The organism is Bacillus sp. OV322 (assembly GCF_900112495.1).
Classification (GTDB): Bacteria; Bacillota; Bacilli; order Bacillales; family DSM-1321; genus Peribacillus.
Window position 1 is genome coordinate 271,402 of the sequence record NZ_FOMA01000005.1, and the last position, 20,357, is coordinate 291,758.

Consider the following 20,357-nt stretch of genomic DNA (forward strand, 5'->3'; position numbering starts at 1 on the left):
TATGTTTTAGGCTGTTTTCTCTGCATATTCAGCAAGCCGGAATAAGAAGCTGTATATTAGATTAAAGGCATCTTCAAGGATCATGTTTTCAGAAAAGCCGGTTACATCATTTAAAGCAAAGTTGAGATCCCACAAGCCGTCCTGACTACTGAACATTAATTCAAATGAATCCTGTTTTTTTGCTAATTCAGCATGCAAAAACTCTCTGATGGATGCATCAAACTTTTTTTGCAATTTTAAACCTAATAGCACAGAGTATGTTCCAAATACATCATCTAATTCAAAAGATACAGCATCAGCTCCAATCAGCTCAAACCATTTTGATTCGACATAAATAAATTCACCAGCATGTTCTTTAAAGTATGCAATTGGGTGTTCGAAAAAGGCGGGGGATTCTTCAGCAATCATTTCTTCACTTTCTTTATTGCAACGCTCGATATAAGCGTCTTTAAATCTTTTTTCTTTCTCTTCGGCGAGCACACTGGCCTCCGCCAAATTATGCTTTAGTATGTATTCTCTTTCTTGTTCGAATAACTGTACCTGTCCCTTGGAAGAACTCTGAACATTTTCCAGGAATTTAATCATTTGTTTATTTAGCATAAAAATTTCCTCCTCTATGTAATAGCTGCAAATTAGCCATTCAATGAACAGCCCTGATTGTCTATTCACTCTAATTATATCAATAAATTTTCTTCAGCGTGAAAATTGGCTGTATGCATTTCTATGTCCTAAGTGTGCCTAATTATATTTTTGGATGTTTATCACAATAATAGCCCTTTTTTCATATCATGCATGGAAAACAAAAAAGCAGGTGATTGCGCCGTGTATTACGAGTCGAATATGTTTGAAAGGGCCACACAGGATGCCCAGCTGATCAATGACCTTATGCAAGCGATAAATGGAGAATACTCTGCCATTGCTTGCTATCGGCAGATTGCCAAAAATGCACCTTCTGAAAAACAAAGAAATCGAATTCTGGAAATCCGCAAAGACGAAAAAAGGCACTTGAATATCTTTTCCTCCATCTATACACAGCTGACAGGGAAAAGGCCTGAACCCAAAATACTTGAAGCATGCCCTGTCAGTTATAAAAAGGGATTGGAATTTGCAATAGAGGATGAACAAAATACAGTGGATTTTTATAATGAGATAGCTGAAAAAGCCCAAACTCCGTATATAAAAGAGCAATTTTTAAGAGCAGCAAGAGATGAGCAGAACCATGCTGTCTGGTTCCTGTATTTTCTCACCAAAAGACTTTGAATACAGCATTGAAAAACCTTCAAATAAGAATTTGAAGGTTTTTCATAAGTTTTACTTCGGCCAACTTACAGTTTTTAAAAGTTTCCATTTAAACAAACCGAGGATGAAAGATACATAAAGATCCCTGCGGACGATTACTTGTATTTTCTTATTCTTTAGAGAATAAAAAAGCACGTCGCTGTAAACATCATCTCCTTCAAAAAAAGAGCGGAGTTCCATTAAGGTATCATGTGCATTTTCATTAATTGTGCTGATCAAGAATTCATAATCCTCTTCACCCCTTCTTTCTTCCAACGAAATCAGATTTTCATTCACGCTATAATTCAACATCACATACACCCCTCAGATCAGATATCGCACATATATATATACCATGCTTACTGTAATTGTTACGAGCATGATCGGCAGACCTAAGAGCATAAATTTCACAAATGAAATTTTATAGCCTTCCTTTTCTGCAAGCCCTGCTACAATTAAATTGGCACTAGCCCCAATCAGTGTCCCGTTGCCTCCCAGGCATGCACCTAAGGATAAACTCCACCATAGCGGCTCTAAATTATGAATACCCATCTTTCCCATGGACTCAATCAGGGGAATCATTGTTGCTACAAAAGGAATATTATCAACAAAAGCAGATGCAATCGCGCTCAGCCAGAGTATTAGAATGGAACTTGATGTAACATTGCCGCCGGTTAAGCTGATGGCATAGCTAGAAAGCTTTTCTATTACACCTGTTTCAATAAGCCCGGATACTAAAACAAAAAGTCCGATGAAAAAGAAAATGGTTGGCCACTCAACTTTTGATAGAGATTGTTCCAGATGCTTTTCCCCGGCAATCAGCAAAAGTATAAATGCACCAGCCAAAGCTATCGTGGCAGATTCGACTGTAAGAAGCTGGTGAAGGAAGAATCCAAGAATGGTTAACCCGACAACTGTCAGTGACTTGATCATTAAGACTTTATCAGTAATTTCTTCTTTTTCGTCCAGATTCATAATACGGCTCCGAATCTCGTCTGATACTTTCAAGTCTTTTCGGTAAATCATGATAAGTATGAGCAGAGTGACGATAGTAATAATTAAAATGACAGGTGTCAGATTATAGATAAAATCCATGAATGAAAGGGATGAGACTGCACTGCCAATCATAATATTCGGCGGGTCACCTATCATGGTGGCCGTTCCGCCGATATTGGACATTAGTATTTCAGATAACAGATATGGCATTGGATTTATTTTGAGTTGTTTTGTAATGCTTAAAGTGACTGGAACCATAAGCAGAACAGTAGTCACATTATCAAGGAATGCTGAACCGATTGCAGTCAGCAAAGATAATGAAACCAAAATGGACAATGGCTTGCCTTTCACTTTCTTTGCTGAGAAGATAGCAATGAATTTAAATACACCTGTTTCTGCTGTAATGGAAACAAGCACCATCATGCCAATAAGTAGGCCAAGTGTATTAAAATCAATATGGTGAAGTGCTGTTTCCTGATTTACTACCCCGAATAATATGATAGCTGCCCCGCCTAGCATGCTGATAATCGTGCGGTGGATTTTTTCACTAATGATAAATCCGTAAGTAACTAAGAAGATTCCAATTGCTAAAATTGCTTGTTGAGACAAAACTTTCACCCTTTCAAATCATGCTTCAAAAAATTATAACAAGTATGAAAAAACAGCAAAAAGGAGCCTGCAGTGACAGACTCCCCCAAAACATGCATACTTATTTAATTTAAGAAGAAAATGTTAAATATACTATATTCCTGTCTTGCTGCAATATAGTTTCTATAAAAATCATACATGATATTACGATAACTTACAAGTGCTGACCAGGAGGGCTAATAATGCAAACCCGGCAGCTTTTTAAAAGCTGCCGGGTTTGCAGTCTTATGGTTCCTTTTTACTTTTAATTAAATATCTCTATTGCTGTAGCGGTTGTTGTTTAATAATGGAATGAACTTTAGTGAATAGATAGCACATAATCCAACGATTATATAAACAACCCTGGATAATGCGGCATCCTGTCCTTCAAAGATGGAAGCTACCAGGTCAAATTGGAATAAGCCGACCAAAAGCCAGTTAAGCCCCCCGACAATTAATAATATTAGTGCAATTACATCTAAAGTTTTCATTAAATTAAACCTCCCTTTCGAGTTGTCTGATATCGTTCTGTTTAAACTTTAGTTATTTATTAACCTGCTAATTGGACAAGCAAATGTGCAAGTTTATGCTGTTTGTCTTTGGCTCCAGCTTTCCAAAGCTACCTCCTTTTTTGTTTATATGTATTAATTAGCCTACTTTAACCTTTCAGTAATCTTTTGAATGTGCTCATTACTTTTTTTGCATTGAATACTTATGTATAAATACATCATTTTCCTTTATGTTTTGCATCATCTTTGGAGAAAGCAGTACATTTTCCCGTTAAAACAAGCGTCTTTCGTAAACCTTGCTGTTATGAAATGTCAGACGGCTCGCGCTCCAATCTATGTAACAGCGGGATGGTCTCACAGGGCTCTTTTAAAAATTTTAAGAAAAAGCTCAAAACACAAAAGAAAAGCACCATACCATAGAATATTGGTGCCCTGCTGGAATGAATCGCTTCAAAGTGATTTTCCTAGTATATAAATTTGGACACATTTTTTTAATGAAAACTAGCTGATAAGGATTTGAATGGCATCACGGAGGGCCGCGGTATGTGAAGACAAATCAAAAGAGGAATTGTTAATGGTCAGGCTTTTTATATTCAGCCGCTGCAGGAAATGCTCTTCGAGTTTCTTTCTTTCCTGAAGAACCTGTATAGTACCTGTGACCCCTGATAAACCAAAAGCTTTTCCATAGCCTTGTTTAGTATAATAATCAATGAAATTTTCACTCCAGGACATTTGCCGCTCTTTTATTGCTTTTCCGAAAGCCAAGGCAATATCAGGCTGATCCACATATATTAAAGCCGGCTGCAGCGGTTCGATAATTCCCTCCAATTCCTGAATATATCGAAATATTGTTTCTTTTGGTGCATGATGTTTAACCATGCAGATAGTTAACGGGTTTTGAATGAAACAGCATTCAAAAAGATACACCCTATTTTCTTTAAGAGCATATTCCGTGAATCTTTTCCACTTGTCCTTCATTAATTCTATATGTAAATCAAGCGGCAGTTCATAAATATCATACTGATAAAGATCTGAAATTAGTTCATCGGGAATGTGGATGACAGACTCTTTTTTTACTTTTGCGTAATAAATCAAGTATCCGTTTTCCAGCTTTTCTGAAAATCTGGCAATCATATCTCGGTAAGCTTCATAAGCAGACGTGAAAGCAGTATATTCCTCAAAGGTTAGAAATGCGGTACTCTCATAATCTGCAGGATGATCAAGATCTCCTTCCAAATATAATTCTGCTTCTTTGCTGTCTTTCTTCAAGAGCCCGAAAATCGCTTCTGCCGTTGTGGTTTTTCCAGATCCGGGAAGTCCTTCTGTCAGTATCAACTTTGTTCTCATAAATCATGTCTCCTTTTATACATCTTCCAGAATAATCCTATTAAATAGCTAAAGCAGTTCCTTAAAGGGGAGAAAGTAAACAGGATAGTTTGGCAGCTGAATGAATCCTGCTTTCTTGGCTATGGCTATGGAATCTTTCCGGAAATCCTCAGTTGTCCAATGCGGAATGATACCTCTTTTTATACAGATACTGATAAATTCCCGCGCCATCGCCTTTCCCAGCCCTTTGCCGCGGTGTGCAGCTGAATAAGTATTAATGCCAATTTCATGATCATGCCGGCCTGCAAACGCGGAAATGCATGTGCCCACTACAGTTTGATCCTTTATAGAGCAAATACCAATACCTTGAGATAAGAAGTCCATTGCTGAAGGCCAAAATTTTAAGATTTCCTTAAGAATCACATTTTCCATATCTTCCAAAAGCGTATCTCTGTTTATTATTTTAATTTTATATCCATCAGGTATTTCAATGGGAGGCTGCTTACTAAAAATTATTTCATTAAATATGAAAGGCACTCTTTGACCGATTCCCATTCCATCGCTGAAAATCTCCCTTACAGTACTTTGCCACTGTTCATAAGGATAGGTTTCAAGATTAATCATCTCTTCTTTTATTTCCATGGCTTCAGGTTTGATTTCACTTAAGAAAAGCTGTTTTAAATAATTATTAAACTGAGTAATGTCTGCTTCTCCTATCAGGAAAAACATTTCGTTTATTGCCCATACCAGAGCAGCTGCCGGTTTTCTGAGATTGTCAACATAAATTCTGCCAGGATTTCTGCCATCCATAACACCTTGTATAACAGGATTTGTTCCAGTAAATTTTAATAAGTGTTCAATGGATTTATAGGCATTTTTATTTTTGATTTGAAAAATCATGAATGATCCTCTTTTCCTTTCATTTACCTTCAAGCAAATAGTTAAATAAAAGCGGTGTAAATTTCACATACGCCCTTTTTTAGGATAAGCCCCGCACGAAGAGCCACATAGGAACTGATCATCATTAGAATTGGCCCCAAATGCTTTGCACAATCAGCAAGGTATTGAACAATGAACTTAACCAGACTTATATAAAGGAATGGTTATCTATTCGCCATGTTTGCTCCTAATTCCTTTTAAATGCGGTTTCACGCTTGCTTTGTTATAGGGATTACTGAACTGGTCCAGAAGAATATTTAGAAGATGGTTTAGAGGAGGAAGCAAAATGAAGACTGCCTGCTGGTGCAGGCAGTCAATTCCATCATTATTTATTTAAATTAGCGGGAAGTAAATCCAGAAAGCTGCTGCTGAGCAGTCATTACAAGACGTTTTGTAATCTCGCCTCCGACTGATCCGTTAGCTCTTGCTGTTTGTTCTGCTCCAAGCTGTACTCCAAACTCAGAAGCGATTTCGTATTTCATTTGCTCTAGTGCTTGTTCTGCACCTGAAACTAAAAGCTGATTGCGGTTTGCCATAATATTCACCTCCTATTACTGTTATAATTTGCTTTGCTGCAATGAGAAATACTCTGCAATAAATGGAAAATGCCGTTTTTACAATGAAAGTGAAACCTGACAATTAGAGAGTGCAGACAAAAATATCATCTAAATTGACCAATTCTTTTTTGTCCTTAGGAGTAAGATCATTAATGCTTATATTTTCAATATCCTTTCCAAATACAACGGGTTTAGTGCCTTTCCGGTCATAGTACACTCCCCCAATGGTAATATGGTCGGCTTTCTGCTCACCGCCAAAAATCTTGATGGCACTTGAGGCCTTATTAAAGCCTCTGACTGTAATATTGCTGAGCACTACATTGCGTGCCCTGTATTGGATAGCAATCACTGGCTGCTGTTTATAATCATATTCAGAATTCCCGATTAATAAAAAATGATTAATGGCTACATTTTTATATGCGGAAATGACCATGCCCCTTGGACTTGAATCTTTATATAAGTCAGTGAAGACCGGTGCAAGCGACACGATTAAGGTTGCTCTAATGTTATAGGCAGTTTTGGACTCAGGATCCTTTTCTTTGTGATGCCCAATATGACGGAAATTATAGGATCTATTATCGTTTACAGAAAGATGGCCAATAATGGTTACATTGGCAGCAGCAGAAGCATTATGATGCGCTTTTACTTCTACACCCCCAAAACACCGTGCTGTCGAATTATTCATAAGCCACACATTTGTTGAACCATCATCCACTTCAATACCGTTCGAATTGGAAAACCCCTTTTGATGTGCTCTTCCGCTTGGGTCGCACAGATGTGAATTCGTTATCAAAATGTTATCGCTATGATGGGTTGTAATTCCATCATCACCGAAACCATAGCCATGAACATGATCAATCCAAATATACCGGCTTCTTCCGGGGTTTTTGGTTCCGTCACCCAAATAAGTATATTTAGTGGAGGAAACATCAAAGCAATGAAGGCCAGGATTGATTGCTTCAATATTTCTTGTCCATCCGTATGTAACATTGGCAAATGTAAGACAGCTTGACCGGTTGTTTCCTGAACTTGTCTTTTTATCGGCAGGAAGCCTTTCTGCATTCCAGTTCAATGTCATATTTTCCACAAGTATATTGCGATTTCCTTTAGTGTGATTTTTGTTCGTGATTAACCTATTGCCCCTTGGTGACCGGTCATGAAGTTTAATGATTGTTTCTCCTTCACCCTGCCCTGAGAGAATGGTCCAGGAAGGCAATTTGATTCCTTTTGTTATAAAAGTTCCTTTTGGAATGACCACTTTCACTCTTCCTGAGCCAAGTGCCTTCTTAAAAGCCTGTGTGCAATCTGTCACTCCATCACCGACAGCACCATAATCAAGCACATTGACTTCCTTTTTTATGGAAATATGCAATGCATCATATTCCTTGTCCAATTTATTTTTCCATTCAGGAAATAAGCCTTCGTTCATTTCAGTGTCATTTCCCCTGTGGCTAAAACCGGTCAGTTTAGCGAGCAGGCCCTTCGCTTTATCCATGAAGGAGAGCTTAGAAATCCTGGTTTCCATGTTTTTGTGTTTTTGAAAAAGCTTATTTGTTTCTTGGACTGCTTTTTCTGTGTGCAATTGAGCACCAAATAATTCTGATATTAATTCACCATTTTTTCTTGAATCATGATTCTTACCCAGATTAATCATTCCATCAGCCCCTATAGATTTCTACAGGAATTATTCCCGGTCTCGTGAGATGTAATCATATAAACAGATAAAACGTTTTTTTAAAAGCTTTAATCCGGAAATCTTAGTTGCTGATATTCAGCTGAAGAAAGCAAAAAATGCACAGCAAAAACCCTCCCTCTATAAAGAAGGAAGGCATATTGTTTATTACCAAATGAAGAGACCGACAAGCATAGCACTTAATAATGACACTGCCATGCCGCTGACAAGCAGCTTCCAGACATTCTTGCCGATAATGGAGGATTTATCTTCACCAAGAATCGAATTGAAAGTGCCATAAATCATTCCGACGGTACTGAAATTGGCAAAAGACGTCAGAAAGGTTGTAGCGGCTGCGATGGTATGTGGCGGCAAATCCTTAATATGCTTTTTCAAGTCCATCATCGCTACAAATTCATTGGTAGAGATCTTGATGCCCATAAGCTGTGCAACATACATGGCATCATCTTTATTAAGTCCCAGAAGGAAAGCAAACGGACTGAAAATTATAGAGAAAATTTTCTGTATTGTTAAACCATCAACAAAAAATCCTAATATGCCGTTTAAACAGGATGTAAGGGCTACATATCCAATCACCATGGCCAAAATGACGATAACCATTTTCATTCCTACAAGCATGCTGTTAGAAATAGTGGAAAAGAAATCTTTCCTTTCCGATTTTGGAGGAAGGTACACAATATCGTCTTCCCTGCTCACTTCCTGCGGATTCAGCATACTTGCAAGCAATAATGCATTAAAACAATTTAATGGAATGGCAGCAAAAACATACTGAGGCGGCACCATGGTTAAATAAGCTCCAATGATGGACCCGGAAATGCTACTCATGCTCATAATGCCAAAGGTAAGCATCCGGTTCTCTTTTAATACTACGAGCTGCTGGCGAATTACAGCCAATGCTTCCGTGTTTCCAAGAAACATCATTTGAATGGAAAAAAAGCTTTCAAGTTTAGGAAGCCCGGATATTTTTGAAATAACCCAGCCGACTTTATTAATAATCCAGCCCATAATTCCGAAGTAGGATAAAATATCAAAAAAAGTGATAATAAAAATAATAGGCATTAAAGCGCTGAAAAAGAAATCTACGGTATCATTGGCCATAATTGACGGAAAGGCGAAAGATATACCATCGTTTGCACAAGAAATAAGCCATGTAAAGAATGAAGCAATATAATTTATAATACTTGTCCCTATTTTGGTGTCCAGCATAAACCATGTGATGACCAGCTCTGCAGCCAAAAGTATCCCAATTGATTTCCACTTAACATTTTTTTTATTTGGCGAAAGCAGAAAAACGATGCCGATTACAGTGAAAATTCCCACCAAGTTTAAGAAAAAAAGCATGTCAGCACACTCCTGAAGTAAGATTTCCATAGAAAAAGCCCTTATTTTTTCACCTTTTGCCGTAAATTTAGACAGAAAGCATGAAAAAATAAGAGCTCCGTCCAGCTTATTCTTCCTGTTTGTGATAGAAAATAACAGAAAAAAAGAGGAGATGCTTTATTTTGCATACTTCCTTGTAGTCCGGCATTTTACGGCTGCCAGGTAGAAACTATCAGACCATTACAACTGATATTATACAAGGATAATTTTTGGAATGATTATATATTATTACACACTGTGAGAAACTACAATGGTTTTTATCTTATTCGGAATTTTTAAAGAACTGTTACAATCCATAACACTATTTTGTTTATGCAAGAAAATTGCACAGAATAATTTCTCCCTGTTTGCCTGAGTCTAATTAATGGAATCTGCTGGCATTATCGAGTAATATTCTTAGAATAATTTGGTTTTAAGAGGAGGAAAATACATTGAAACTATCCGGACATACGGTACTTATAACTGGGGGAGCATCTGGTATTGGACTGGCATTTGCTGAACGTTTCTTAAAAGCAGGCAGTACAGTTATTATTGCGGGCAGACGGGAAGCAAAATTAAAAGAGGCAAAAAAGAAATTTCCAGCACTTCATACAAAGGTTTGCGATGTTTCTGAAGAAAATCACAGAATTGAGCTTTTCAATTGGGCAGTAAGCGAGTTTCCTGGTCTTAATGTTCTTGTTAATAATGCAGGCATTCAGCAAAGGGTAAACTTATTGAATGTGCAGGAAGACTGGAATTACTACCGCAATGAAATTTCGATTAATGTAGATGCTCCAATCCATCTTAGCATGCTGTTCACCTCTCACTTTGCTAAACTTGATCATGCAGCGATTATCAATGTTTCTTCAGGACTTTCCATGACACCGGGTGCCTGGGTGCCTGTATACAGTGCAACCAAAGCCGCCATCCACTCTTTTACAATCTCCTTAAGGCTGCAGCTGGAGAAGACCAATATAGAAGTGGTTGAAATATTCCCTCCTGCAGTCAATACAGATCTTGGCGGTGCAGGATTGCATACTTTTGGTGCCCCGCTTGATGATTTTGCTGACAGCATATTCTCAGATCTTGAAAATGGCTACCGGGAAATTGGTTATGGAGGGTCAAAAGACCGTTTGCGTGCATCAAGGGATGAACTTGATCAGGGCACGCTCCAGGCATGGGAAGGATACTTGGCGAGAAATCCAGATTTCTTTGAATGATGTTAGTTATGAAAGGGAGCATTGCTTCATGGGTCCCTTTCTATTTCTTATTCGGTCACCTTTAATCCAATTGCTGCACAAAGAATCATAGCAATGAATATTAGACGTTTCCAATCCTTTGATTCTCCATAAAAGACCATCCCTAAAACCGCTCCGCCTGATGCTCCTATTCCTGTCCAAATGGCGTAGGCAGTCCCCATCGGAAGTGACTTCATGCTGTATGATAAAAAAAGGAAGCTTGCTCCAAATCCTATAATTAAATATACCAGCCAAAGGAAGCTTCTTTTTCTGTGAAATTGATTTATCATCAATACTCCTGCCATTTCGCATATACCAGCGAGAATTAATGCAATCCATGCCATCAGTTCTTCCTCCTTTCTTCAATTTTTTCCGCTGTTACCGTTTTTAAGCCAATGATTCCTGTTAATAGAAGTAAAATTAACAGCACTTTCGATAAATGAAAGGGTTCGTGAAAAAAGATAATATCAGAAATGACAGTTCCAGCAGTCCCGAGACCAGTAAAGACAGCATACACAGTTCCTGCAGGAAGGGTTTTTCCGGCTGATATCATTCCGTAAAAGCTTACTAGTATAGCAAATCCAGTTAAAGCCCAGTCCAAGCTGCTGTCTGCATGTTTTAAGCCAATCACCCAAATGACTTCAAAAAAGGCAGCTATCATTATTTTTATCCAGCTAGCATTCATTTTTGCACCTCTTTAACTTAAGAAATTCCTAAAAACGCAAAAAGCCCGAGAGCCTTCTGAATGAACAGAATCTCCCGGGCTTTTATCCCTCCGTGGCACAGCTCGGCTGCGTGTTTTCTCTCGGTCCAGGCCAGCAAGATACTGCGGAACCCTAGAAAACATAGTCATTTTTAGTTCTTTCTATTATACAAAGCAATGCTGCCGTTAGCAAGGGCGGCATGTTTCCATTATTTAGATTTATCAGGTGTATTAAGCAAAAGTGTTACAGGCGGTTTTTTATCGGCAGTGACACGGGCAGATTTTTGTACAAGTGAACGTCCTTTTCCTGTAGCAACCTTGCCTATAGAAGCAGCTAAAATAATGATGCCCAGTACTAATAAAATCATAAAAGAATCATGATAAGTATCCAAAAGGGCACTTTTTTGTGCATTACCGGCGATGATTGCAGTTACCTTGCTTTTGGCATCGGATGCAGACATGCCTGTGCCCGTAAATTTGCGGACCAGGTCATTCATTTGAATCAGAAAATCCTGGCTTGCAAAGCTCAGCTGATTTCTTAACTGTTCATAATGAAAGGAATTTCTCATTGTTAAAAACCAGCCTAGTATAGGTGCAGCTATGGCACCTAGCATGTTTCTTGTAAAATGCAATGAAACAGATCTCATAGAGGCCTTATGTATATCCCCGGCAAGAGCTGTTCCAAGTGCACCGGAAACCAAAGCCATTGATATTCCCGCTCCAAGCGTCCCAAATTGCAGACATAATGTTGTCAGTGAGGCATCTTCATTTACAGTAAGCCACTCGAAACTGACATATATAATTGCGAGCGATCCTATTATCCCCAATATGCCAGCTCCCAGCTTGTCATAGAAAATTGTACATATTAATGCGGATACCACAACACCCAAAAATAGGGAGAGATAAACATGAGATAGTGAAATAAAGGCAGTATCTAAAATATTTGCGCAGAAAGCCATTTACTCCTGCCAAGCTAACAATGAAAGCAATATGAGAAACTATAGCCATCATAAAACCGAAAAATGGTTTTGCTGCAAATAAGGTTCGAAACGGAACTAATGGATTTTCCAGAGTTGTATCCAGCCAGATGAATAGTATCAGGAAAACCGCAGCAGCTGCAAGAAACGGCCAAACAAGCCCAGATTTAAATCCGAGTTTTTGGAGATTAATCATAGGAACAGATAAACATGCAGCGGTAGCAATCAATAGCACCGCCCCTCTTTTATCAAAATCCCTTTTATCAAGACTTTCCTTTTTGTCACGCGGCAAGAGAAGCATGCCGACAATCAGGCAAAGAAGAGCGCTAATGACATTAAGCACAAAAAGCCATCTCCATGCGTCTAATCTAAGTGATATAGATCCGAAATAAGCTCCGACTGCAGAAGAACCGAATAGTCCTGCTATTGCCATAAAAAGAAATGTGTTTCTGATCTTATTGGGGAAGGAACGGAGACTGACGGGCAGTATGGTCAAAAATAACAAACCTGCACTAAATCCCTGAATGATCCTCCCTAAATCAAAAAGATCGAGTCCAATCGAAAAAAGGTTTATGACCGAACCGAATAAAAAAACAATGATCAACGTTAAATAGGATTGTTTGAGCCCGAATTTCCTGCTAAATGCCGGGCCAAGCGGCACTCCAATCGCAAACGCCAAATTTGATAAAATAGAGGGATAAAGCATATCATCCGAACTTGCCATAAAACCATTTTGAATGATTATCTGATTGATGGTAAATGAAAGATTCAAGAAGTATTGCGGGCCAATTGAAAAAATCGTCAAAATGGCAATGACTAAAAATTTAGGAAAGTATAATTCCCTTGATAGTGTTTTGTATGAAAAATGTGTATCTTCCATTCCTGCTGCCTCCTTGCTTTTTATCATTGACCGGCATTAGGCATGCCTGATAAATGATATTGTTGTTTTTTATATATATTTCAAATAGCAACTTGTATTATACAATATAATTATAAAAATTAAAATAAAATGGTTCATTCATAAAATACAAATATAGTTTACCTGCCTAAAAGGGATTGAAGCATAACGAGCCAATCTCAGACAATACTGACAGATTCAATAGTATGGCTGGCCATATAAAAAAATTTGCATCCATCCCTTTTATGAATGTATGCTAATAGTATTCACTATGCAGAGCTCAATTATTTTCCAGGAGGATATTATGGATCGAATTCTTGATATGATTGAATATGAAATTGCCCTTCTTAACCGGCTCACAAATGCCATCAGCCCTAAACTGGGGAAATTGGACCGTTCCGGCTACATCTTACTAAGCAAAGTCATCGATGGAAATCCTGCGGGAATCAACGAAATTGCTGAAGAGCTAAAATTGAATGTTTCGACAGCAAGCAGGCAGGTGGCAGCACTGGAGGAGAAGGAATATATCTCCCGCACACCTGATCAAAAAAACGGAAGAATCAGTTTAATAACGATAACTGATCTTGGCAGGGAAGTTTTTAATTCTGTTAAAAAAGCACGTACAGATGCTTACGCCGCGATTCTCCACAATTGGCCCAAAAAGGATCTGGAAGAATTGGAATCTTCGCTATCCAAGCTCAATTCAGCTTTAGTGCTATGGAACAAACCCTGATTGACAGCAAAATGGAGTAACTCTAATTCGGTATCTCTGACTAGACATCAACATTTACTGAGAAGTTAATGCAGCATCCCCCATTTTTTATTCAATTGCATAATTTCCTGTTCATGCCCATTTTCTGAGTTTTTCGGGGTTTCTAGAATGCAGGGGATTTGACGCAATACAGGAGCTGAAAGCAATGAGTGCATTTGCTCTTCAGTAATATAACCTCCGGAAAAAATATTGGCATGCCGGTCTTTCCCCTGACCCGCGGGATACAGGGAATTATTCAAATGAACGACTTCCAGTCCGTCAAAGTATTCCAGGGCTGTACCTCTATCTAGAAAAGTCCTGGTATTCTCCCCGTTCCATATGCCGCTTGCGAAAGCGTGGCATGTATCCAGGCAAAATCCGATTTTATCCGGAAAACTGCTTAAGTTCCTGACCTGGACCATCTCTTCAAGAGTCGTTCCAAATGATCCGGGAGGACCTGCATTATTTTCAAGAAGCAGCTTACATTTTCCCTTCCATTGAGCTAAAATCCGATTCAGCGTTTCTATGATAAGCTGATAGGCGCTAAGCGGGTCAGTACTGCTGGTCTGGTTTCCGAAGTGTACTACTGCCCCAATGGAACCGCAAGAGTCAGCTATCTCCAGATCATTGAGCAAAGAAGAAATGAGCCTTTCCTGCTTTTTTTCCGCTGGAGTCAAATTTGTCGGATAGGGTGTGTGTGCAACGGAGATGATGTGATGTCCGAAGCAATATTCTCTGCAGCGGCCAGCATCACCAGCATCATAATTTTTAATGGATAAACTTCTTGGGTTTTTAGGGAAATACTGAAAAGCTGAAGCCTGAATTGCAAGTGCATGGTTTGCAGCGGCCAGATATCCGTCCCGTATACTTAGATGACATCCAAATTTCATGAAAATCCCTCGGTCTATTCTATTGGATTTTGTCCATATAACACATCTTTTTTAGTATGCATTGTCTCCAGTTCTTCTATGGAAACGGAGCGCGTATGTTTTGTATGGGCCCACTCTTTTTGATTTTTTTTAAGAAATCCGAGCAAAGTTACTGGAATCCATGACAGCCCGAATAAATAGGAAATAAAGAACCAATGCAGCTTTTTTCCTTTGTTTTCAAGTATCATCGCCAGAATGGGAAGTGATATGTAGAAGAATACAAAAATTCCGTAAATCCAGCCGTCAAAAAGGATTGAACGGTCAATAATATCACCGAGAAATCCGTTTGCTTCGTAAATACCCATGTAAGATAAACCTGCAAAAATCATCAATATTAGCGCCAAAATAGACCGAGATGGCATTGCTAAATAAATGGCTGAATCAATTAGCATAAATTTTCTCTTGATAATTCCATCCTTCAATAATGGAAAAGAATATCTTGTCATACAGTCAAAGTGGCCCTGCATCCAGCGTATCCGCTGTTTAAATGATTGCTTGAATCCCAGCGGTTTTTCATCATAAAGCTTGGCGTCATGAGCCCAGGCAACTCTTTTCCCCGTTTTTAGAATGTATCTCTGGGTGAATTCAAGATCCTCAGTTAGTGATGTAGCTCCCCAGCCTACTTCTTTTAATACCTTCGTAGTGACCGTCACCCCTGTCCCTCCAAGCTGGGCAGTCAAACCAAGATTTTCACGAGCTAACTGGTAAATCCGGTTTGTTGACCAATAGGCGAATGAATAGGATTTAGTGACCCATGTGTCATGCGGGTTTTTTGCATCAAGATATCCCTGAATCACATCGTGTCCATCCAGGATTTTAGAATTGACGATTTTAAGAAAATCCTTGCTCACCAGGTTATCAGCATCAAACATGACCGCAGCATCGTATGCAGTTCCCTGCTTCTCCAGCTCCCATAATTTATCAAACATCCATTCCAGTCCATAGCCTTTTCCTCTTTTGCCGGGATCGTTTCTAACCATAGCATGCACTCCCGATTTCTTGACTTCCTCAGATGTATTGTCACTGCAGTTATCGCAAATAACAAAAATATCGTATAGTTCATTTGGATAATCCAGCTGTTTTAAATTTTCGCAGATTTGACCTATTACTTCTTCTTCATTATGAGCAGCAACCAATACTGCAAACTTATTGGCGGGCTTTTTCACTACTGTTTTCCTGAACCTTCTTAATCCGGAATAGCTCATGATTGTCTGATATCCAACAAAGAATATTGCAATGCTCTGAACAAGGAGAAGCACTAAATAAGTGGAAAATTGCCAAGCATCATCCCACCCTCTTGTAAAAACTCCAAATGTATAAAAACCTGCAATCAATATAAAAGCATATAACTTGAACATAAAATCACCTCTGTTTTATTTGCTGAAGCTTTTGTAAACCATTTGTGAATTTTAACCCTTTAGGGTCCGTCCATGCATGTAACCGTATATTTATATTGCTGGTATTTGCTTTTAGACATATACAAAGGGTATTAGGGCTGTCTGCCTATTGTTTCCGAAAATCTGGTTATCATTCCATGATGGAATAATATTGGAAAAGATAAGTATCTTGTATAGTGTAAATGGTTAGCATGGGTAGGAGACTATATTCAAAGAGGTGTTATCAGTGTCAAACCAAAAGATTTTTATTGGGGTTTTTACATATCTATCTTTAATAATAAAATTTAGTATCGCCAGCTACATAATAATGGGCAATTTCCATATACAAGGATTTTTTATGGAAAGCTCTCTTTTGCTGATGCTGCTTTTTATGCTGTACTTGATGAATTATCGGCCATTTACGGCAGCTTGTTTCTTAACCAATTTCATCCTGTCTTTGATAGTAGTCATACAACTGATGTATTTCGATTATTACAGTTCAATTCTCACTTATAAGTCGCTTGCACAAGTAAATCAGGCAGGCAAAATATCAGAAAGCATTATTGCATTAACCAGGTTAAGCTATCTGCTATTTTTTGCGGATTTATTTGGGTTGCTTTTATATAAATTTCTAAATGGTCCTACTATTAAATTACCAAGGCTGTTTTCAAAAAAAATAATGCATATGCTGCTTATACTGGGTTTTTCATATTCTGTTTTTGGTTTAATCGGCAGCAGCAAAACGATTAGTGAACTTCATCAGTATGACCAGCTGGGATTTTTGGGCTTTCAGCTGCTGACTGCAGCAAAGGATGCAAAACAAGTACTATCAGAAGAAAATATAGTGACAGTGACAGCAGACAGTCTGGAAAATGAGAAACAAGGTATACTCGAGAGGAAAATCAAATATAAGGGAATTGCCAATGGAAAAAACCTTATTATTGTACAGCTGGAATCAGTACAGAAGTTCCTCATAAATCTTTCAATCGGCGGCCGAGAAGTCACTCCTAATTTGAATGCATTTTTGAAAGAAAGTTTTTACTTTCCTCATTTTTATACACAAGTGGGCAAAGGCAATACTTCCGATGCCGAATTTATAACAAACACGTCATTATACGCTAAGGGTGATATCCCAATGTCATCTGCAGCAGAAGGAAAAAAAGTGCCCGGGATGCCCAGGGTCCTAAGGGAGAATGGCTACCGTACTGCAACATTTCATGCAAATAGCGTCACATTTTGGAATAGGGAGAAACTATATGCTTCATTAGGATTTCAGGAATTTTTCGATAAAAACTATTTTGGGAGCCAAGACCCTATATCGTATGGTGTTTCAGATGAAGTGATGTATAAAAAAACAGTAAAAAAACTGTCGGACTTTAATCATGATGGCGAAAAGTTTTATAGCCATATCATTGCTCTTTCCAGCCATTTCCCTTATAAATTGCCTGAAGAAAAAAAGAAATATGCAATATCACTGCCAAAGGAATATGAAGGTTCCATGGTCGGTTCATATATTGAAGCAGTAAGCTACGCGGATTATGCTTTTGGAAGATTTATTAAGGAATTAAAAAACGAAGGGCTATATAATGAATCTGTTATAGCCGTCTATGGAGATCATCAAGGCCTTCAGACTAAAAGCAGCAAAGATGAAAAACTTGCGGGAAACATATTCAGGAAAAAGTATGATCCTGTACTAGATCACTTGAATATCCCCCTTATCATTAAAGTGCCATCCATCAATCAAGGCGCCACTATTAACATGACGGGTGGTCTCGTGGATATTTACCCAACGGTAGCCAACTTGCTTGGTATTGATATCTCAAAGGAAGTCATATTCGGGACCGACTTGATTAATGCAGCAAGTAATGTGATTGGCATCCGCTTTTATGCGCCCACTGGAACATATATAACTGAATCCAGCTCCTTTTCTCCCGGAACAAATGAAAAAAGCGGAATCAAGACAAATATTAACACAAGGGCTGCTTCTGCAGCAGACAAGAAATCTATTAAAAAACTGCACCAGCTTCTTCATTATCTAAAGCTCTCAGATGACTTTGTAGATTCATTGCCTTCCCTGGAGAATTAGATGACACCTGCCTCCGCCTGCGCAGCTGAGCAGGCTCATTGGCCGGCCCGCGTACAGCGGGGCATCCCAGTTAAGGATAAAGTCACCTGGTTTTGATAACGGCCTATTTGGAAATCAGGTATTTTTCTCTAAATATTGAACTCAGCTCACTCCAAACATCAAATTTATTTCCATTTAAATCATAGAAAACAAAATTTCTTCCTGAGTGTCCTCTGTTTTCAATTTCTCCGACTCTAACTTGTTTTCCAATAAAATCCTTACGTATAGCTTCTAAAGCATTTAAACCATTGACTTCAAATGTTAATGGAAAACGTTCTTCGCCATGAATATCAAAAAAGTTCGAGCTTTGATTTTCATCAGATTTTACGAGAAATACGCTTTGATCAGCAAGGTTAAGTATCGCTTTATCTTCATCTTTATAACTTAATTCAGCGCCCAATATGTTCACATACCATTTCGAAGAAAGTTCTATATTTGTAACTGGAATATATATACTACCAATTCTTAATAATTTTTCAGCCAATTATTTCGCCTCCTTGAAAGCTTTTGCTGTGAAAATTGTGATAATTCTGCTTTATTATAACAGAGTTATTAATCATCTTTCAAATATAACATATCTAAATATGAATGACCTGCTGATTCAAACAGCAAAGTAAATGGGCTTGTATCTGTAGCTAACGAACCATCCATATAACAGGAAAAACAGCAGTACATATATGCACTGCTGTTTCTTTACGATATTCTTTCCTGCTGGTTTTCTTTACATTAAACTTTAAGGTCTTTTCCCGCATCAGAAATGTGAACAAGAAGATGTGCCAAATGATGTATAGGGCCGTATTCTTCTTCTTCTTCCTCTTCTTCATCGTCCTCAATGCTTGATGCACCTTGCAAATAAAGAGCCATAAACTCATAAAAATCTGTCATTTCAAAAGAATAGCAGGCGCTTGGATCTTCATTTTCTTCCTCATATTGAAGTATGAGATAAGAAATATCTCCATCTTCATCTTCTGCGTCGATAAAAACAAAATATCCTATGTTCGTATCTAAATCAAATAAATGTCTTATGCCGCCTAATACCGATTTTTTAAATTCTTCTTCTGACAGTTTTTGGACTTGCATTGTATCAACATGGTCTTCCTGGTGAAAAGTTACATTAAATGAGTTCATGGGTTTCCTCCTTTTACATATTGAAAATAACAGCAGGCAATCATGTGACAATATTAATTATACCCTTTTTAACCCATTATTATCATGTCTGTCTAAAAGGATGTTTCCAAAATAACTGGACAATGATCGCTTCCCATTACCGAACAGTGGATATCCGCACTTTTCAGATTTTCTTCTAGTCGCTGAGATGCAATGAAGTAGTCGATACGCCAGCCAATATTCCTTTCTCTGACTTTGCTCATATAAGACCACCATGTATACATGTCTGTTTTATCTGGATGGAAAAAGCGGAAAGTGTCCAGAAAACCCTGTTCGATGATATTTGTCATTTTTCCGCGTTCTTCTATCGTAAATCCAGAATTCTGTTTATTTGATTTTGGATTTTTCAAGTCAATCTCATGATGTGCCACATTCAAATCACCGCATAATATAACCGGTTTTTTTGCATCAAGTTCCTTGAGATAGACCAGCATTTCATCTTCCCAGTGTAATCGGTACTCCAGTCTGGATAAATCTCTTTTTGAATTAGGTGTGTAGACATTTACAAGGTAAAATTGTTCAAATTCAAGAGTGATAATTCTTCCCTCAGGTTCTTCCTCATTTACCCCTACGCCATATTTAACGGATAAAGGCTCTTTTTTTGTAAAAACAGCAGTGCCAGAGTAGCCTTTTTTAATTGCATAATTCCAATATTGATGATAACCATCAAGTTCAAGAGAGATTTGCCCTTCTTGAACTTTCGTTTCTTGAATGCAAAAAATATCCGCATCCATCTCTTCAAAATAACTTAAAAACCCCTTTCTGACACATGCCCTTATTCCATTTACATTCCAAGACACAAATTTCATGATATTAACATTCTCCCCGCTTGCATTTATAGTAACTTTTTCTATGTTATCAGAATAACACAGGAATCTCCTCAAAAAATAAGAACATGAGCTGACAGGT

At 38.1% G+C, this 20,357-nt stretch carries 22 protein-coding genes and 2 riboswitches; of the genes, 4 read left to right on the forward strand and 18 right to left on the reverse strand.

Annotated features, from left to right (window positions below):
* Window positions 1–6 precede the first annotated feature (6 nt).
* Window positions 7–600 (reverse strand): branched-chain amino acid aminotransferase, encoded by a 594-nt coding sequence (locus BM126_RS14125; RefSeq protein ID WP_090990085.1) that lies wholly within the window; start codon window positions 598–600, stop codon window positions 7–9.
* 240 nt (window positions 601–840) lie between these two features.
* Here BM126_RS14125 and BM126_RS14130 point away from each other — a divergent pair, with 240 nt between their 5' ends.
* Window positions 841–1,260, forward strand: coding sequence for a ferritin-like domain-containing protein (locus BM126_RS14130; RefSeq protein WP_090990086.1), 420 nt, complete (start codon window positions 841–843; stop codon window positions 1,258–1,260).
* 51 nt (window positions 1,261–1,311) lie between these two features.
* Here BM126_RS14130 and BM126_RS14135 read toward each other — a convergent pair whose 3' ends face one another.
* From BM126_RS14135 to BM126_RS14170, 8 genes are all read right to left on the reverse strand, one after another.
* Window positions 1,312–1,590 (reverse strand): hypothetical protein, encoded by a 279-nt coding sequence (locus BM126_RS14135; RefSeq protein WP_090990087.1) that lies wholly within the window; start codon window positions 1,588–1,590, stop codon window positions 1,312–1,314.
* Window positions 1,591–1,602: 12 nt separating this feature from the next.
* Complete coding sequence (locus tag BM126_RS14140) at window positions 1,603–2,883, reverse strand: ArsB/NhaD family transporter (RefSeq protein ID WP_090990088.1); 1,281 nt, start codon at window positions 2,881–2,883, stop codon at window positions 1,603–1,605.
* 287 nt (window positions 2,884–3,170) lie between these two features.
* Entirely contained in the window at window positions 3,171–3,392 is a 222-nt protein-coding gene (locus BM126_RS14145; protein WP_090990089.1) for a DUF378 domain-containing protein, read from the reverse strand.
* A 519-nt stretch (window positions 3,393–3,911) separates the two neighbouring features.
* Window positions 3,912–4,757: a P-loop NTPase family protein gene (locus BM126_RS14150; RefSeq protein ID WP_090990090.1), complete on the reverse strand. Its 846-nt coding sequence runs from the start codon at window positions 4,755–4,757 to the stop codon at window positions 3,912–3,914.
* A gap of 48 nt (window positions 4,758–4,805) precedes the next feature.
* Complete coding sequence (locus BM126_RS14155; protein WP_090990091.1) at window positions 4,806–5,636, reverse strand: GNAT family N-acetyltransferase; 831 nt, start codon at window positions 5,634–5,636, stop codon at window positions 4,806–4,808.
* A gap of 377 nt (window positions 5,637–6,013) precedes the next feature.
* Window positions 6,014–6,211: an alpha/beta-type small acid-soluble spore protein gene (locus BM126_RS14160; RefSeq protein ID WP_090990092.1), complete on the reverse strand. Its 198-nt coding sequence runs from the start codon at window positions 6,209–6,211 to the stop codon at window positions 6,014–6,016.
* A 103-nt stretch (window positions 6,212–6,314) separates the two neighbouring features.
* A complete protein-coding gene (locus BM126_RS14165; protein ID WP_090990093.1) occupies window positions 6,315–7,886 on the reverse strand; it encodes a glycosyl hydrolase family 28-related protein in 1,572 nt (523 codons plus the stop codon).
* 186 nt (window positions 7,887–8,072) lie between these two features.
* Entirely contained in the window at window positions 8,073–9,266 is a 1,194-nt protein-coding gene (locus BM126_RS14170; protein WP_090990094.1) for a NupC/NupG family nucleoside CNT transporter, read from the reverse strand.
* Window positions 9,267–9,422: 156 nt separating this feature from the next.
* Window positions 9,423–9,525, reverse strand: a riboswitch (purine riboswitch).
* Window positions 9,526–9,736: 211 nt separating this feature from the next.
* Here BM126_RS14170 and BM126_RS14175 point away from each other — a divergent pair.
* Entirely contained in the window at window positions 9,737–10,504 is a 768-nt protein-coding gene (locus BM126_RS14175) for an SDR family oxidoreductase (RefSeq protein ID WP_090990095.1), read from the forward strand.
* 47 nt (window positions 10,505–10,551) lie between these two features.
* Here BM126_RS14175 and BM126_RS14180 read toward each other — a convergent pair whose 3' ends face one another.
* From BM126_RS14180 to BM126_RS22905, 4 genes are all read right to left on the reverse strand, one after another.
* Window positions 10,552–10,866, reverse strand: a complete 315-nt coding sequence (locus BM126_RS14180) for a DMT family transporter (protein ID WP_090990096.1) — start codon at window positions 10,864–10,866, stop codon at window positions 10,552–10,554.
* Window positions 10,866–11,207: a DMT family transporter gene (locus tag BM126_RS14185; RefSeq protein WP_090990097.1), complete on the reverse strand. Its 342-nt coding sequence runs from the start codon at window positions 11,205–11,207 to the stop codon at window positions 10,866–10,868. Before BM126_RS14185 ends, BM126_RS14180 begins: the two co-directional genes overlap by 1 nt.
* Before the next feature lie 69 nt (window positions 11,208–11,276).
* A riboswitch (guanidine-I (ykkC/yxkD leader) is annotated at window positions 11,277–11,373 on the reverse strand.
* A gap of 61 nt (window positions 11,374–11,434) precedes the next feature.
* Window positions 11,435–12,052 (reverse strand): hypothetical protein, encoded by a 618-nt coding sequence (locus BM126_RS22900; protein WP_090990098.1) that lies wholly within the window; start codon window positions 12,050–12,052, stop codon window positions 11,435–11,437.
* 19 nt (window positions 12,053–12,071) lie between these two features.
* Complete coding sequence (locus BM126_RS22905; RefSeq protein WP_256213112.1) at window positions 12,072–13,082, reverse strand: MFS transporter; 1,011 nt, start codon at window positions 13,080–13,082, stop codon at window positions 12,072–12,074.
* Between the two features lie 322 nt (window positions 13,083–13,404).
* On the opposite strand from BM126_RS22905, the gene BM126_RS14200 reads away from it, so the two are divergent.
* Window positions 13,405–13,833: a MarR family winged helix-turn-helix transcriptional regulator gene (locus BM126_RS14200; protein WP_090990100.1), complete on the forward strand. Its 429-nt coding sequence runs from the start codon at window positions 13,405–13,407 to the stop codon at window positions 13,831–13,833.
* A gap of 65 nt (window positions 13,834–13,898) precedes the next feature.
* Here BM126_RS14200 and BM126_RS14205 read toward each other — a convergent pair whose 3' ends face one another.
* Both BM126_RS14205 and BM126_RS14210 read right to left on the reverse strand, forming a co-directional pair.
* Window positions 13,899–14,741 carry a deoxyribonuclease IV gene (locus BM126_RS14205; protein ID WP_177201435.1) on the reverse strand — a complete coding sequence of 281 codons (843 nt, stop codon included), beginning with the start codon at window positions 14,739–14,741 and terminating at the stop codon, window positions 13,899–13,901.
* A gap of 14 nt (window positions 14,742–14,755) precedes the next feature.
* Window positions 14,756–16,138 carry a glycosyltransferase family 2 protein gene (locus tag BM126_RS14210; protein ID WP_090990102.1) on the reverse strand — a complete coding sequence of 461 codons (1,383 nt, stop codon included), beginning with the start codon at window positions 16,136–16,138 and terminating at the stop codon, window positions 14,756–14,758.
* A gap of 421 nt (window positions 16,139–16,559) precedes the next feature.
* Here BM126_RS14210 and BM126_RS14215 point away from each other — a divergent pair, with 421 nt between their 5' ends.
* Window positions 16,560–18,242: an LTA synthase family protein gene (locus BM126_RS14215; RefSeq protein ID WP_177201436.1), complete on the forward strand. Its 1,683-nt coding sequence runs from the start codon at window positions 16,560–16,562 to the stop codon at window positions 18,240–18,242.
* Between the two features lie 103 nt (window positions 18,243–18,345).
* On the opposite strand, the gene BM126_RS14220 is transcribed toward BM126_RS14215, so the two are convergent.
* The 3 genes from BM126_RS14220 to BM126_RS14230 form a co-directional block, all read right to left on the reverse strand.
* Window positions 18,346–18,765, reverse strand: coding sequence for a VOC family protein (locus BM126_RS14220; protein ID WP_090990104.1), 420 nt, complete (start codon window positions 18,763–18,765; stop codon window positions 18,346–18,348).
* Window positions 18,766–19,007: 242 nt separating this feature from the next.
* A complete protein-coding gene (locus tag BM126_RS14225) occupies window positions 19,008–19,409 on the reverse strand; it encodes a cytosolic protein (RefSeq protein ID WP_090990105.1) in 402 nt (133 codons plus the stop codon).
* A gap of 92 nt (window positions 19,410–19,501) precedes the next feature.
* Window positions 19,502–20,257 carry an exodeoxyribonuclease III gene (locus BM126_RS14230; RefSeq protein WP_090990106.1) on the reverse strand — a complete coding sequence of 252 codons (756 nt, stop codon included), beginning with the start codon at window positions 20,255–20,257 and terminating at the stop codon, window positions 19,502–19,504.
* Window positions 20,258–20,357: the final 100 nt, after the last annotated feature.

Excerpts from the sequence above, each read along its gene's own strand:
- BM126_RS14125 (WP_090990085.1), bottom strand. The coding sequence starts at position 600 with ATGCTAAATAAACAAATGATTAAATTCCTGGAAAATGTTCAGAGTTCT.
- BM126_RS14130 (WP_090990086.1), top strand. The coding sequence starts at position 841 with ATGTTTGAAAGGGCCACACAGGATGCCCAGCTGATCAATGACCTTATG.
- BM126_RS14135 (WP_090990087.1), bottom strand. The coding sequence starts at position 1,590 with ATGTTGAATTATAGCGTGAATGAAAATCTGATTTCGTTGGAAGAAAGA.
- BM126_RS14145 (WP_090990089.1), bottom strand. The coding sequence starts at position 3,392 with ATGAAAACTTTAGATGTAATTGCACTAATATTATTAATTGTCGGGGGG.
- BM126_RS14150 (WP_090990090.1), bottom strand. The coding sequence starts at position 4,757 with ATGAGAACAAAGTTGATACTGACAGAAGGACTTCCCGGATCTGGAAAA.
- BM126_RS14155 (WP_090990091.1), bottom strand. The coding sequence starts at position 5,636 with ATGATTTTTCAAATCAAAAATAAAAATGCCTATAAATCCATTGAACAC.
- BM126_RS14160 (WP_090990092.1), bottom strand. The coding sequence starts at position 6,211 with ATGGCAAACCGCAATCAGCTTTTAGTTTCAGGTGCAGAACAAGCACTA.
- BM126_RS14165 (WP_090990093.1), bottom strand. The coding sequence starts at position 7,886 with ATGATTAATCTGGGTAAGAATCATGATTCAAGAAAAAATGGTGAATTA.
- BM126_RS14170 (WP_090990094.1), bottom strand. The coding sequence starts at position 9,266 with ATGCTTTTTTTCTTAAACTTGGTGGGAATTTTCACTGTAATCGGCATC.
- BM126_RS14180 (WP_090990096.1), bottom strand. The coding sequence starts at position 10,866 with ATGGCATGGATTGCATTAATTCTCGCTGGTATATGCGAAATGGCAGGA.
- BM126_RS14185 (WP_090990097.1), bottom strand. The coding sequence starts at position 11,207 with ATGAATGCTAGCTGGATAAAAATAATGATAGCTGCCTTTTTTGAAGTC.
- BM126_RS22905 (WP_256213112.1), bottom strand. The coding sequence starts at position 13,082 with ATGGAAGATACACATTTTTCATACAAAACACTATCAAGGGAATTATAC.
- BM126_RS14200 (WP_090990100.1), top strand. The coding sequence starts at position 13,405 with ATGGATCGAATTCTTGATATGATTGAATATGAAATTGCCCTTCTTAAC.
- BM126_RS14205 (WP_177201435.1), bottom strand. The coding sequence starts at position 14,741 with ATGAAATTTGGATGTCATCTAAGTATACGGGACGGATATCTGGCCGCT.
- BM126_RS14210 (WP_090990102.1), bottom strand. The coding sequence starts at position 16,138 with ATGTTCAAGTTATATGCTTTTATATTGATTGCAGGTTTTTATACATTT.
- BM126_RS14215 (WP_177201436.1), top strand. The coding sequence starts at position 16,560 with ATGAATTATCGGCCATTTACGGCAGCTTGTTTCTTAACCAATTTCATC.
- BM126_RS14225 (WP_090990105.1), bottom strand. The coding sequence starts at position 19,409 with ATGAACTCATTTAATGTAACTTTTCACCAGGAAGACCATGTTGATACA.
- BM126_RS14230 (WP_090990106.1), bottom strand. The coding sequence starts at position 20,257 with ATGAAATTTGTGTCTTGGAATGTAAATGGAATAAGGGCATGTGTCAGA.